Annotated in this window: 13 protein-coding genes, 1 pseudogene and 1 riboswitch; of the genes and pseudogenes, 6 read left to right on the forward strand and 8 right to left on the reverse strand. The window is 65.1% G+C overall.

The window, feature by feature from the left end:
* Positions 1-105: 105 nt before the first annotated feature.
* Entirely contained in the window at positions 106-555 is a 450-nt protein-coding gene (locus FFS37_RS29950) for a universal stress protein (RefSeq protein ID WP_137934569.1), read from the reverse strand.
* A 255-nt stretch (positions 556-810) separates the two neighbouring features.
* Positions 811-907, forward strand: a riboswitch (yybP-ykoY riboswitch).
* 77 nt (positions 908-984) lie between these two features.
* Here FFS37_RS29950 and FFS37_RS29955 point away from each other — a divergent pair.
* Together FFS37_RS29955 and FFS37_RS29960 are read left to right on the forward strand one after the other, a co-directional pair.
* A complete protein-coding gene (locus tag FFS37_RS29955; protein WP_137934606.1) occupies positions 985-1,545 on the forward strand; it encodes a manganese efflux pump MntP in 561 nt (186 codons plus the stop codon).
* Between the two features lie 251 nt (positions 1,546-1,796).
* On the forward strand, positions 1,797-2,378 hold the full coding sequence (locus FFS37_RS29960; RefSeq protein ID WP_137934570.1) for a histidine phosphatase family protein: 582 nt from the start codon (positions 1,797-1,799) through the stop codon (positions 2,376-2,378).
* An 18-nt stretch (positions 2,379-2,396) separates the two neighbouring features.
* Here FFS37_RS29960 and FFS37_RS29965 read toward each other — a convergent pair whose 3' ends face one another.
* The gene (locus FFS37_RS29965) at positions 2,397-2,798 is read right to left on the reverse strand and encodes a VOC family protein (RefSeq protein WP_137934571.1); all 402 of its coding nucleotides are present in this window, start codon (positions 2,796-2,798) and stop codon (positions 2,397-2,399) included.
* A 412-nt stretch (positions 2,799-3,210) separates the two neighbouring features.
* Between FFS37_RS29965 and FFS37_RS29970 the strand changes: the two genes are divergently transcribed.
* Positions 3,211-3,606 carry a hypothetical protein gene (locus tag FFS37_RS29970; protein WP_408631457.1) on the forward strand — a complete coding sequence of 132 codons (396 nt, stop codon included), beginning with the start codon at positions 3,211-3,213 and terminating at the stop codon, positions 3,604-3,606.
* A 30-nt stretch (positions 3,607-3,636) separates the two neighbouring features.
* On the opposite strand, the gene FFS37_RS29975 is transcribed toward FFS37_RS29970, so the two are convergent.
* The 5 genes and pseudogenes from FFS37_RS29975 to FFS37_RS29995 form a co-directional block, all read right to left on the reverse strand.
* On the reverse strand, positions 3,637-4,425 hold the full coding sequence (locus FFS37_RS29975) for a pseudouridine synthase (RefSeq protein WP_137934573.1): 789 nt from the start codon (positions 4,423-4,425) through the stop codon (positions 3,637-3,639).
* A gap of 202 nt (positions 4,426-4,627) precedes the next feature.
* Positions 4,628-5,332, reverse strand: a pseudogene (locus FFS37_RS29980) (alpha/beta fold hydrolase); the annotation flags it as partial.
* Positions 5,322-5,822 carry an SRPBCC family protein gene (locus tag FFS37_RS29985; RefSeq protein ID WP_137934574.1) on the reverse strand — a complete coding sequence of 167 codons (501 nt, stop codon included), beginning with the start codon at positions 5,820-5,822 and terminating at the stop codon, positions 5,322-5,324. The gene FFS37_RS29985 and the pseudogene FFS37_RS29980, both read right to left, overlap by 11 nt.
* Positions 5,819-6,154: an ArsR/SmtB family transcription factor gene (locus tag FFS37_RS29990; protein ID WP_137934575.1), complete on the reverse strand. Its 336-nt coding sequence runs from the start codon at positions 6,152-6,154 to the stop codon at positions 5,819-5,821. The genes FFS37_RS29985 and FFS37_RS29990 overlap by 4 nt, the downstream gene beginning before the upstream one ends.
* 121 nt (positions 6,155-6,275) lie before the next feature.
* Positions 6,276-8,330, reverse strand: coding sequence for an alpha/beta hydrolase (locus FFS37_RS29995; RefSeq protein WP_171026478.1), 2,055 nt, complete (start codon positions 8,328-8,330; stop codon positions 6,276-6,278).
* Positions 8,331-8,900: 570 nt separating this feature from the next.
* Between FFS37_RS29995 and FFS37_RS30000 the strand changes: the two genes are divergently transcribed.
* Positions 8,901-9,236 carry a hypothetical protein gene (locus FFS37_RS30000; RefSeq protein WP_137934577.1) on the forward strand — a complete coding sequence of 112 codons (336 nt, stop codon included), beginning with the start codon at positions 8,901-8,903 and terminating at the stop codon, positions 9,234-9,236.
* A gap of 166 nt (positions 9,237-9,402) precedes the next feature.
* Here FFS37_RS30000 and FFS37_RS30005 read toward each other — a convergent pair whose 3' ends face one another.
* Positions 9,403-10,284, reverse strand: coding sequence for an aldo/keto reductase family oxidoreductase (locus FFS37_RS30005; RefSeq protein WP_137934578.1), 882 nt, complete (start codon positions 10,282-10,284; stop codon positions 9,403-9,405).
* 93 nt (positions 10,285-10,377) lie between these two features.
* Here FFS37_RS30005 and FFS37_RS30010 point away from each other — a divergent pair, with 93 nt between their 5' ends.
* Entirely contained in the window at positions 10,378-11,283 is a 906-nt protein-coding gene (locus tag FFS37_RS30010) for a LysR family transcriptional regulator (RefSeq protein ID WP_137934579.1), read from the forward strand.
* Between the two features lie 387 nt (positions 11,284-11,670).
* Entirely contained in the window at positions 11,671-12,183 is a 513-nt protein-coding gene (locus FFS37_RS30015) for a hypothetical protein (RefSeq protein ID WP_137934580.1), read from the forward strand.
* Positions 12,184-12,217: the final 34 nt, after the last annotated feature.

Below are 12,217 nucleotides of genomic sequence, written 5' to 3' on the forward strand. Positions count from 1 at the left end.
ATGTTCCTCAGGGGGCGCGTCCGAACCGTCGCTTGTCGGACGCGCGGACCCTGAGTGTTGTTTGAGCATGATTCCGAAAGGCGGTTCCAGCTTTCAGGTTTCGCCTCAGCGCACCACCAGCACCGGGATCGCGGTGTAGGACAAGACTTCCGCCGTCTGGCTGCCGAGCAGCAGGCGGCCGAGGCCCCGGCGGCCATGCGAGGCCATGACGATCAGGTCGCAGCCCCGGGCCTGCGACAGGTCCAGGATCGCCTCGGCGGGCCGCTTGTCCTCGACATGGACAAGCTGGGCGGTTACGCCCGCGGCATCGGCCGAGGCCTTGCACTTGTCCAGAACCTCCTTGGCGTATTTGCGGGCTTCCTCCTGATAGATGGCGAGTTCGTCGCCGGCGGCGTAGCCGGCCATGGCGCCGCCCCAGGCCAGCGTCGGGAACTGTTCGGAAACGGTGACGAAGGTGACGGCGGCGCCGATGTCCTTGGCCAGCGTGAGGCCATGGGCAACGCCCTTTTCGGCCAGTTCCGATCCGTCCGTGGCGATGAGCAGATGCTTGTACATGATGTGTTGCCCTTGATGCGGAGCGGTCCGCGGGCGGACGCGTCCTGATGGTGTCGATGCGCTAGAGATAGTTATGCCGAACCGCCAGTCATTGTGCCAAGGCCGTGCGGATGAAGGCCAGCCGCCGGCTTGCCGGCACGATCAGCGCCGGCTTGGCTTGTGACAGCTGTCTGGCAAGTATAGCCTAGGCTATGCCATTGAATTCAATGATATTTTTTGTCACGGCGCGTTGACACCGCAGAGAGGCGTCGCTAGATGAGGGCCATCGGGGAGTAGCCACCATCGGCTTGATGGGGCCGCATCAACATGCTCGCGGACATCGCGTGGTGCGGCCGGCCGGAAAATCCGGCCCGGCAAGACCGTGGTGAGGACCGGCCCTCGGACAGGCCGATCGCGCTCACCCGGATCATGTCCCGCGAGATCATAGCCATGTCACCCCTTGCGATCGCCATCCTGGCCGTCGGCATGTCCGTCGATGCGCTGATTGCCTCAATCGGGCGGGGCGCGGGCGCTGCCCGGCCGTCCTGGGCCGATGCGCTGAAGACAGGCGCCGTGTTCGGCGCCGTCGAGACGCTGACGCCGCTGCTCGGCTGGCTGATGGGCGTCGTCGCCAGCCAGTATGTCCAGGAGATCGACCACTGGATCGCCTTCGTCCTGCTTGGCGGCGTCGGCGGCCGCATGGCGCTGCACGCCTTCCAGCGCGACGCCGAGGCGCCCGTCGCCGCCAACCGCTCGCTGGCGACGCTGCTGGCGACCGCCGTCGGCACCAGCATCGACGCCATGGCCGTCGGCGTTTCGCTGGCTTTCCTGCAGGTCAACATCGTGGTGATCGCGCTCGCCATCGGCGCCGCGACGACGCTGATGTCCACCGGCGGTATCCTTGCCGGGCGCTTTCTCGGCGCCCGTTTCGGGCGCTATGCGGAGATCGCCGGCGGTCTGGCGCTGATCGGCCTTGGTGCATCCATCCTGCACGACCACCTGACCGCCTGAGAGACCGTTTGGAAACTCTACTCTGGCAGCCATCTGAAGGCGTTTTCTGCGCTTCCGGTGCTCACGGACCAGAACGTCCGCTGCGCGCCGGTTCTCGAAACCACCATCATATGACTCGCCAGAGCGAATTTCGAAACGGCCTCTGAGGCCGGCGTCGCGCGGCTTTTTCGACCGCGTCGCGACGGACCCTTTCGCGGCGCCGCGCCGGCGGCTACAGATTGGACCGACACAGCCAGTGAGAGGGCAGGCCGTTGAGCAGCGCGTTTCCGCAGATCCATCTGGTTCGTCACGGCGAGACGGCGTGGAGCCTGTCGGGCCAGCACACCGGCCGCACCGACATGCCGCTGACGGCGGTGGGCGAAGCCGCCGCGCGGGGCCTGGCCGAGCGGCTCAAGGGCCTGTCGTTCTCGGCGGTCTGGTCGAGCCCCTCGCAGCGCGCCTACAACACCAGCGTACTCGCCGGCTTCGGTGACCGCAGCGTCAGGATGGACGATCTGCAGGAGTGGGATTACGGCGCCTATGAAGGGCGCACCACGAAGGAGATCCTGGCCGAGCGGCCCGGCTGGACCGTCTTTCGCGACGGCTGCCCGCAAGGCGAGACGGCCGCCGATGTCGGCGCCCGCGCCGACAAGGTCATCGGCCGGCTGCGCGAGGCCAATGCCGATATCCTCATCTTTTCCAGCGCGCATTTCCTGCGCGTGCTGGCCGCCCGCTGGCTCGGCCTGCCGCCGGAAGGCGGCGCGCTTTTGGTGCTCGACACGGCCAGCATCAGCGTGCTCGGCTACGAGCATGACCTCGGCGAGCCGGTGCTGCGCAGGTGGAACCTGAAGTAGGGCGGTCCAGCGCCGGCCTTACTTGTCGAATTTCCGGATCGCTTCCGCCGTCACCGGCTGAAAGAAATTCACCAGATTGCCGTCGGGGTCGCGAAACAGCAGCGAGCGGTTGCCCCAGGGCATGGTCGTCGGCTCCTGCACCATGGCGGCCTTGATCGTGTCGGCCAGCCTGGCGAATTCGGCATCGACGTCGCCGACACGGAACTCGATGATGGCCGTGTGGTTGTCGGCGGGGCGGGCAATGTCGCCGCCGAACAGCATCAAGGTGCGCGTGCTGCCGATCGCCAGCGTGCAGGAGGGCGTCGCGAGCTCGGCGAAGTCCTCGGTGTAGACCGTCACCGGCATGCCGGTGATCTCGCCGTAGAAGCGCACGAGACGCTGGACGTCCGAAGTGATGATGCGGACAGAAACGAAATTCATCTTTGGCTCCTTGATCGCCGAACGCGTTTGACGATCAGTCCGTACACCAGTGCCACTGACAGCTTTCTGTCAGGAGATGACGTGACTTGCTCGCGGGAGCCGCGATCGCGAACGGCCACCATCAGCCGGTTCGACATGGGCAGCGCAGGCGAGGGGAAGCAGACGGCGACGGCGGTTCCCAGGGTTGGATGGTCTCTTCCTGCCTTGACGGAAATTTGATCGCGCGCACCAGTACAAGGGCTGCTTCAATCATTATACAAGAAGCAGTTGCGGTCGATAGATAGCTGTATTCTGCGTGATCTTGCTGAAGATTTCATATGATCGCAGTCTGTTTCTTCAAGTTTCATCGGAGCACTGCGGGGAGTTCCCGATTGTTTGAAGGATAGTCAAGATGAGGCGCCGGATGACTGGTGTGATGACGATGGCCGCAATGCTTGGATTTGCTGGCTATGCTGCGGCCGCTGCCAGCGCTCCGCCGATGACCTATCAGAAGACGGCACTTTCCGAGCAGGAGATTTTCATTTTCCAGGACGCCAACGTCAATCCGGACTGCACGGTTGCGGGCGTGGATGTCGTGCGGACGGCATCGGGGCCAAGCCACGGCACGCTCCGGATCGTCGACGGCAAGTTCTTTCCGAACTTTCCCAAGACCAGCGAACGATACAAGTGCAATTCCCAGAGCAGTGACGGGGTCCGGGCTTTCTACAAATCGGCCCCCGACTTCAAGGGGCAGGACCAGGTAAGCCTGATCGTGCATACGTTCACCGGCAACGTCCGCAATGTCGTGGTAAACATCACCGTCGAATAAGGGCCGTCTGCGCCGCGCGCGGTGTGCGTCTCAGCCCGCCAGCAATTCCAGTTCAGCTGCTGTCAGATGCCGCGCCGCGCCCTTGGCGAGGTCGCCGAGCGGCAGGCGGCCGATGGCGATGCGGATGAGACGCCTGACTTCGATGCCGTGGGCGGCGAGCAGGCGGCGGATGTGGCGGTTGCGGCCCTCGTCGAGCACGATCTCCAGCCAGGCGGTGCGGCCGCCGCTGCGCAGCAACCCGATCGAAGTGGCCGTCAGGGTCTCGCCGTCGATGGTGACACCGGCGCGCAGCGTGGCCAGCATCGCCTCGTCCGGCACGGCGGAGACCTGCACGTGATAGGTCTTGGGCAGATGCGAGGCGGGATCCATGAGCCGGTTGGCGAACCGGGTGTCGTTGGTCATCAAAAGCAGGCCCTCGCTCGCCTTGTCCAACCGGCCGACCGGCGAGACGAAAGGCAAATCGAGCCCTTCGAGGCAGGCATAGACGGTGTCGCGCTGCTGCGGGTCGTCGCGCGTGGTGACCAGCCCACGTGGCTTGTTGAGCATGAGATAGACCTTGCGCTCGGCCACCACGTCGTTGCCGTCGACGACGATGCGGTCGCGGTTCATGTCGACGCGCAGTTCGGCGTCGCGCACCACCTTGCCGCCAACGCGCACGCGGCCCTGCGCGATCAGCGCCTGCGCCTGCGTGCGCGAACACAGGCCGAGCTTCGACAAAGCACGGTTCAGGCTGACGCCCGGTGTCCTGTTGGCGAGCGGCCTGCCGGCGGCAGGCTGGCCGGCGGGGGGCTTGCGGGTTGATGGTGGTCGTGCGGCCATGGTGTTCCGGATCGGTCGATGGCCGACAGATGGCACGTGCCGCGACGGCTCCGCAAGCCGGATGCTTTTCTCTCCCGGGGCCAGCCGTCTTGCCCCGATCGCTGAAGAACGCCTTGAGCGCCGGTGCGTGGGCGGCCGGTTTCAGCATATGGTTCTGGCCGGGCAGGGTGAGATAGCGGGCATCGGGCAGCGCTTTGGCCAGCGCCCTGTTGCCGTTGCGCATCCAGAGCGGGCTCTTGCCGCCATCGCTCACCAGCACCGGCACGCGCAGCGAGGCCCAGCGGGCGGGATCGAGCGGCTTGCCCTGCTGATCGCCGGCGACGATGTCGCCGTCACGGGGCAGCGTATGCGCCACCGCCTTCAGTTTCCGCCAGATCGGCGTCAGCCGCATCAGCGGGATCAGCAGGCCGGGCATGCCGACCGATTTGAGGAAGGCGGTGACGGCGTCGCCGCGCCGGTCTTCCGCGATGGCCTGCCGGATCGCGGCCCAGTCGGCCTGCGTGGTCGCGCGGCTGCCGTCCACGATCAGCGGCGCCTCGTAGAGCGCGAGCCCGGTGATGCCGGGCAGGCGGCTTGCTGCCATCAGCGCCAGCATGGCGCCGGACGACATGCCCCAGACACAGGCCTCGCCGCCGGCCGCGCCGAGCACGGCCTCGATGTCGTCGACCTCGCGCTCGACCGCGTAGGGAAGGGTATCGCCGCTGCCGCCACGGCCGCGCCGGTCGTAGCGAAAGACGGTGAAGTCGCCTGCCAGCGCCTTGGCCAGCGGGCCGCTCGGGCCCATGGCGCGCGAACAGAGCGCGCCGTCGACGAGGATCAGCGGATGGCCCCGGCCGCTCTGCTCGCAGGCAATCGGCGTTCCGTCGCGCGACGGAACCGTCCGCGTGGTCGGCATCTCAGCGGGCATGGTTTGCGCTCCTCCCGATCAGTTGCGCCAGCCGGTCGAAACTCTGCGTCCAGCCGTCGCGCACGCCGAGCGCCAGCAGGCGCTCGCGGTCGGCGGCGCTGGCGAAGGTCACCTCGAAATGGACATGGGTGCGCGCGCCTTCCGGGGTGAAGGTCACCGTGTGGCGGCTCTCGCCCGGCGGCTTGCCGGCCCATTCGCGGATTTCGGGGTCGGGCTCGTCGCGGTAGCTCAGCCTGGCGTTCTCGGCGACTTCGAGGTAGCTGCCCTGGTTGCGGTAGAGCGCGCCGCTGGCGGTCAGCATGTCGATGCGCCAGCGGCCGCCGGCGCGCACATCGAGTTCGCAGCGCGGAATGGTGCAGTTCCTGATGCCCCACCATTGCGCCACCAGGAGCGGATCGGTCCACAGTCGGAAGACGCGCTGCACCGGCGCGTTGAAAACCCGCTCGATGGCGAAGCCGCGGTCGGCGGTCTGGGCGGCCGGCGCGCTCATTCGGCTTTGTCCGCGCCGCGCCGCAGGAGATCCTCCATGCGGTCGAAACGGTCCTCCCAGAGCTTTCGATAGTCGTCCAGCCAGCGGTCGATGTCGCGCAACGGCCTGAGCTCGATGCGGCTCAGATGCTTTTGCGCCGCCCGGCTGCGGGTGACGAGGCCGGCCTGCTCCAGCACGCCGACATGCTTGGAGACGGCGCGCACGGTGAGCGCGAAAGGCTGGGCCAGTTCGGCCACCGAAGCCTCGCCGTCGAGCAGGCGGGCCAGGATCGCCCGGCGCGTCGGGTCGGCGAGTGCGGCGAATGTGTCGTCGAGGGAGGTTTGGCTGATCATTATGGAACCATTTAGTTCTGGAACTAGTCGGTTCTATATATGGATCGACCCGGCAGGTCAATGGGCCGGCTCGCGGCGGCCTTCAGAAGAACGGATAGGACCAGGGAATGCGCGCCTCGCGTCAGACGCGGGTGACGACGAATTTCACCAGGAGAATGTAGAGGAACAGAAGTGTCGCGCGCCCGGTGCCGCCAAAGGAGACCACCCAGGAAAGAAGCGCCGATATCAGCGACACTGCCGCCCGCGCCAGATCTCCGAAGGACAGCCAGGACAGCAATGCCGAGATGAACAAGGCTGCCGGCTGCATCCTGCCTGCGAGCGGATTCAGCTGGGAAAGAAACGCCGATATCTGTTGGCCAATCGTGGCGCCTATCGCCGCCACGCGGACGTCGAATGCGGGGCAGACAATCAGAGCCGGCAGGAACACGACGAAGACCGCCACGAGAAGCACGGGAACGGCACGGCTGTCGGACAGAAGCTTCAGCCACAGAGGCTGTTTGCGGATGAAACCGGCCGAACGATCGGACGGTATGATGCCGTCGACGACAAAGTTCGCGATGCCTGGCCATTGGGCCTCGGCGATCCCGGCGCTGTGACTGCCTTCGACATATTCGCGCTGCACGATCCTGACCGCGGGATCGGTTTCGGCCGCCGGGCCGGCATCGGCCTGGCGGAAACCATCGAAGCCCGCCCCTCCCACATCCGTGCCGGGTATCCATTGAAGGCCCTTTGGCAGCAGGGCGACGACCCAGTCCTTGCTGGCGACGACATTGAGCAAGCGCGCCACCCGGCCGTCCCTGACGGGCGTCTTCCAGTCATAGTCGCTGCGCACGACGCTGCCGGCAAAGAACACGTTGCCGAACGCGCAGGCCGGATAGTCCGCCAGCCCGCGCGCGGCGAGGTAGGTGCCGTTGGAATGACCGACATAGTGGAACTGCGAGTTCGGATATTGCGCCACCGCGCTGACATACTGGTCCATGAACCATTCCGCTTTCAGGCGCCGGACCCAGGGCAGCACGAAAGGCAGCATGGCGAAGTAGCCATAGGTTGGCGTCCAGGCGCGGAAGCTCACCGGAGCGTTGGCCGCCTCGCGTACTTTTTCCGCGATGCGATGGGTCCAGAAACCATCGTCGCGGATGCCGTGAATGACGAACACCGTATGCTTCACGCTGACGTCGGGCTTGTCGATCTCGTCGATCAAAAGATCGGGGTTGGAGGCGACTTCAGCAATGTCCCCGGTTGTCCCTGTCAGCGCGGTGACGAACCGCTCGCGGCGGGCGCTTGCCACAGCCGCGTCGTCGCCCGATCCCGTGAAGCGGACCGCGCTCTTGTGGTCGGTGTCGTCGAACTGGATCAGGAAATAGGTGCGGTTGCCCGACGCGTTGCCGTCGACTGTTATGTCGACCTGGTCGAAGGGCGAAATGAGATCGTCCCGGCTGCCGATGATCTGGATCAGCATGGGCTCGGCCGGGGACGTGGCGGGCTGGCCCGTGGCGGGCTGGTTCGTGACTGGCTGGTTCGTGACTGGCTCTGGTCGCGAGGCCGCGCCGGACGCCAGGCAGTGGCGCCGGTAGGCCAGCCAGTGCAGGCGCGTCTGCACCATGAAGGGTGCCCCCATGCGGATGTCGAAGATGGTGGGCACCCAGGCGTCTTTCAGCGCGGTATGGCCGAGCAATCCGCAGATGTTCAGGCCGATCGAATATCGCCAGCTGAGGCGCTGCGATATCTGCCAGCCGCGATTGAAGGCCGCCATCAGGATGATCCGGTCCACCCTGGCGGACCATTCCCGCCTCGGCTGGCCGGCGAATTCGTCTTCGGTGCGGAAACCTGGCGGGCATCCCGCCGCGACCAGGAACACCCGCCGCGCGATTGTCGCGCCCATGCTGTGCCCGGTCAGGACGATGCGCTCATAGGCGGGTTCTTCCGCGACCAGCGCGTCGATGTCGCGCAGTATGTCGAGGACGATGTCCACGGCCCGTCTGGTGCCGAGCGCCCGATGATAGGCGAGCTTGGGAACATAGGTGTCGACGCGGCGGTTGCCGGCTTCGCCAAGCGCCTCGCGGCTCGCCTGCACGACATCAGCCATCCCCTGCGGCGTCGAGCGCCAACCGTGCAGGATGACGACCAGCACCGGCGCACCGGCCCCGAAACCTCGCGTAAAGCCTTCCACCGGCATGCCTGTCCCCCCTTTTCGGCCCCGTTCGGCTTTTCGGCCCCGTTCGCCTTTTCGGCAATGAATCATGCCTTGCAGGTGCCGGATTCACGGCCCTGCATCGGGTGGACCTCAAGCTGTTGCGCCGGTGCCCGACCGGGGCATCCAACGCTCCGATCGGCCTTGATGTCCCGCCAGGACCAGGCTCTTGCTTCGCCGCCCAATACTTCCAAGCATTAGATTCTATGCATATTATGCCCGCTGTCGTCGAAGTCCACTCCAAATCATAAACGATGGCTGGAAATCGAAGTCTTGTTTCGACTTCAGATTCCCGCCCGTTGATCTTGGCGTGCCTTCGTTTGGGCGAGGAGGCCGGAGCATCGGGGAGAGTGTCGGGTTGGATCTCCTTGCCAGCAAGAACCCGTCGCCCCTGCTCAAATCCGGACCGTGCCTAGCCCGGATCCCAACCGCCATGGTTCCAGCAGGCAACACTATGCGAAACGCGTTGTGCGCGGGTCCCTCATTTGGGGGAGGCGACCAGAATCTGGCGCCATACAGTGCCGAGGCCAGTCACGGCTCCAGGAGTTCATCGACATGAAACACAGCTTCGTACGCAAGGGTGAGATCATGAAAGGTCTTGCAATCGCAGCCATCGCGGCATTCGCCGCCGTCGGTCCGGTGTCCATCGCGGACGCCGCGGCATCTGTTCTCAAGCTTCACAAGACGAGCGTCGACGGGTGCCAGAAATTCGTGACGCCCAATGGCAAGACCTGGAAAGCGGTCGGGAAAATCGTCGTGCAGGGGACATGCCCGGCGGAATTGAAGGGCAAGCCGACAATCCACGGCGAAGTGCTCGATGCGCACTCGATCAAGCTGGCCAACGGCTCCATCTGCCGGTTCGACGATCAAGGCAAGGGGCGGTGCAGCTGACATCGGTGCTGCTCCCGCAACGGGACGGACCGCTCGCCAGAATGTGGTGCCGGACCCGGTGCATGAGAAGCGCGTTGAGCTTCCCCTTGGCGTTTCGCAAAAAACAGAGAGCTAGAGCCGTTCAGCGATTCCGGTCGGCGCTGAACGGCTCTCATTTCGAACAGCCTCAGGCGGCTGCCTTCTCGCCGGCAATGCCGTTCAGCACCGCGATCGCGTCGGCCGGCAGCTCCAGTTCTGCCGCCGCCAGGTTCTCGCGGAGATGGCCGACCGAGGAGGTGCCGGGGATGAGCAGGATGTTGGGCGCGCGGCGCAGCAGCCAGGCCAGCGCCACCTGCATCGGTGTCGCGCCAAGCTTCCGGGCGACGCTGGCCAGCGTGTCCGACTGCAGCGGCGTGAAGCCGCCAAGCGGGAAGAACGGCACATAGGCGATGCCGGCGGCGCCGAGCGTGTCGATCAGCGCGTCATCGTTGCGGTGGGCGATGTTGTAGAGGTTCTGCACGCACACGATCGGGGCGATCCGGCGCGCCTCTTCGACCTGGGTCAGCGTGACGTTGCTCAGCCCGATATGCCTGATCAGGCCTTGCTGTTGCAATTCCGCCAGAACCGAGACTTGCCCTGCGATCGAGCCTTCGGACGGTTCATGCAGGCCGTCGGTGCGGCGGAAGTTCACCACGTCGAGCGCATCGAGGCCGAGATTGCGCATGTTATCGTGCACGGCTTGCTTGAGTTCATCGGGAGCCATGGCCGGCAGCCATGCGCCCTTGTCGTCGCGGCGGGCGCCGATCTTGGTGACGAGGGTGAGGCCGGCGGGGTAGGGGTGCAGCGCTTCGCGGATGATCTGGTTGGTGACGTGCGGCCCGTAGAAATCCGAAGTGTCGATGTGGTCGACGCCGCTGGCGATCGCCTCGCGCAGCACGGCAAGGGCCGCGTCGCGGTCCTTCGGCGGCCCGAACACGCCGGGGCCGGCCAGCTGCATGGCGCCGTAGCCCAGGCGCTTCACAGTGCGGTCGCCGAGCTTGAACGTCCCGGCCTTGCTGATGTCGGTCATGGTCTCGTCTCCTTTTGATGAGGCCAATATAGACAAGACGCTGCTGCGCGATAATATCGTGTAATTGAAACAGCCTGTGCGGAAGGGCGAACAATGGCGGCGGATCTCGGCGACCTGCAGGCGTTCATGGCGGTGGCACGGGCCGGCGGTTTTCGCGAGGCGGCGCGCCTCGGCAAGGTCAGCGCCTCCAGCCTCTCGGAGACGGTGCGGCGGCTGGAGAGCGGGCTCGGCGTGCGGCTGCTCAACCGCACCACGCGCAGCGTGGCGCCCACCGAGGCAGGCGCGCGCCTGCTCGAGCGGCTCGGCCCCGCGCTGGGCGAGGTCGAGGCCGCGCTCGACGTGGTCAACGGTTTTCGCGGCCGCCCGGCAGGCACGCTGCGCCTCAATGTGCCCGTGGTGGCCGCCAAACTGGTGCTGCCGCGCTTGTTGCCGCCCTTCCTGGCCGCCTATCCCGACATCCGCCTGGAAGTGACCGCCGAGGACAATTTCGTAGACATACTGGCGAGCGGCTGCGACGCCGGCATCCGCTATGAAGAGCGGCTGGAGCAGGACATGATCGCCGTGCCGATCGGTCCGCGCAGGCAACGTTACGCGACGGCCGCGGCAACGCCCTATCTCGACCGCCATGGCCGGCCCGAACATCCGCGCGACCTTCTCGCTCACGCCTGCCTGCGCGGCCGCTTCGCCAGCGGCGTGACGCTGCCCTGGGAGTTCGAACGCGACGGCGAGGTGGTGAGCGTCGACCCGGCCGGCCCGCTGCTGGTCAGCACCGGCACGGCCATGGCGCTTGCGCTCGAAGTGGCGGTCGCCGGCGGCGGCATCGTCTCCTTGTTCGAGGACTGGCTACGCCCCTATTTCGACGACGGCCGGCTGGAGCCGGTGCTGGAGCCCTGGTGGCAGGAGTTTTCCGGCCCGTTCCTCTACTATCCCGGCCGTCGCCTGACGCCGGCGCCGCTCAGGGCCTTCATCGATTTCGTCGCCGGGATGCGGTGGGGGTGAATCGCAGAGCGAGATGCGGCCCATCCGGCAGGGCTTGGCGTTCGAGAGCCGCCATCCCGCGAGCATGAGGGCCTCGACCCAAAAATACTGGAAATATTCATGCGGCATACATTGCGCGATCGCGACGAGAAACGGTGCGGATGCTCGCCGGGTCCGGTTTTATATGTCACTGCTTACTCATTTTCGTCATTCGATTCGTAGATTGTGCCGAATTTCATAAATGTAATTTTTACTATTCGATAACAACACCACGTTGCCAAGTAAAAATATGGGTATATGCTGCCTCCGTTATTTTGGTTTCTGCTCTGAATTATATTAGAGCTATATAATATGTGTGAAATTTGCCTGCGATGCTGTCGTGCTCGCCCCTCTATCAGAGGCAGGTCAATGCAGATAGGCCGAGCTTTTCTCGTCTTGTTGGGAATTCTCACGCTTTCGCCTACCGCAGGCTGGGCCGAGGTGCCGGATGGAAATGATGGCGCGACAAGGCGGCTTGCCGAGAAATCGAAGCAGCATTCGAGGTCGCCCTCGCAGTGCCCAGCCCTGACCATGGTGCACGGTGAGGATCCGCTGTCGAGCGTGATTGTGTGGCTGCGGATCACGTCCGACCGGGAGGCCGTGAGTTGCCTTCGCGGCCTGGCGATGGAACTGGGGCCGGACAGGATGCTGACGTGGCTGGAGAAAAATGGCTTCAAGGCAAGGTTCATCAAGCAGTTCGGCAAGAGCAATCGCGACATACTTCTTTCCGCGGTATGGCCGATCCGAGATGCTGGACTGCTCTACAATCCGGGAGGACTCTGGTCTCTCCAAATTCGCCTCATGGCCTACAATCAAGTATTTTCGTTCTGGTGGCGTGGGCCGGAGAGCTTGGTCGTCGATCAATCTTATACGTTCGAGTAGACATCTACGTTTGAATAGAGGTGGGAGTATATGT

The organism is Mesorhizobium comanense (assembly GCF_005503535.1).
Taxonomy (GTDB): domain Bacteria; phylum Pseudomonadota; class Alphaproteobacteria; order Rhizobiales; family Rhizobiaceae; genus Mesorhizobium; species Mesorhizobium comanense.

What these genes read in the sequence shown, in the direction of transcription:
- FFS37_RS29950 (WP_137934569.1), bottom strand. Translation starts at nt 555, where the DNA reads ATGTACAAGCATCTGCTCATCGCCACGGACGGATCGGAACTGGCCGAA.
- FFS37_RS29955 (WP_137934606.1), top strand. Translation starts at nt 985, where the DNA reads ATGTCACCCCTTGCGATCGCCATCCTGGCCGTCGGCATGTCCGTCGAT.
- FFS37_RS29965 (WP_137934571.1), bottom strand. Translation starts at nt 2,798, where the DNA reads ATGAATTTCGTTTCTGTCCGCATCATCACTTCGGACGTCCAGCGTCTC.
- FFS37_RS29975 (WP_137934573.1), bottom strand. Translation starts at nt 4,425, where the DNA reads ATGGCCGCACGACCACCATCAACCCGCAAGCCCCCCGCCGGCCAGCCT.
- FFS37_RS29985 (WP_137934574.1), bottom strand. Translation starts at nt 5,822, where the DNA reads ATGAGCGCGCCGGCCGCCCAGACCGCCGACCGCGGCTTCGCCATCGAG.
- FFS37_RS29990 (WP_137934575.1), bottom strand. Translation starts at nt 6,154, where the DNA reads ATGATCAGCCAAACCTCCCTCGACGACACATTCGCCGCACTCGCCGAC.
- FFS37_RS29995 (WP_171026478.1), bottom strand. Translation starts at nt 8,330, where the DNA reads ATGCCGGTGGAAGGCTTTACGCGAGGTTTCGGGGCCGGTGCGCCGGTG.
- FFS37_RS30000 (WP_137934577.1), top strand. Translation starts at nt 8,901, where the DNA reads ATGAAACACAGCTTCGTACGCAAGGGTGAGATCATGAAAGGTCTTGCA.
- FFS37_RS30005 (WP_137934578.1), bottom strand. Translation starts at nt 10,284, where the DNA reads ATGACCGACATCAGCAAGGCCGGGACGTTCAAGCTCGGCGACCGCACT.
- FFS37_RS30010 (WP_137934579.1), top strand. Translation starts at nt 10,378, where the DNA reads ATGGCGGCGGATCTCGGCGACCTGCAGGCGTTCATGGCGGTGGCACGG.
- FFS37_RS30015 (WP_137934580.1), top strand. Translation starts at nt 11,671, where the DNA reads ATGCAGATAGGCCGAGCTTTTCTCGTCTTGTTGGGAATTCTCACGCTT.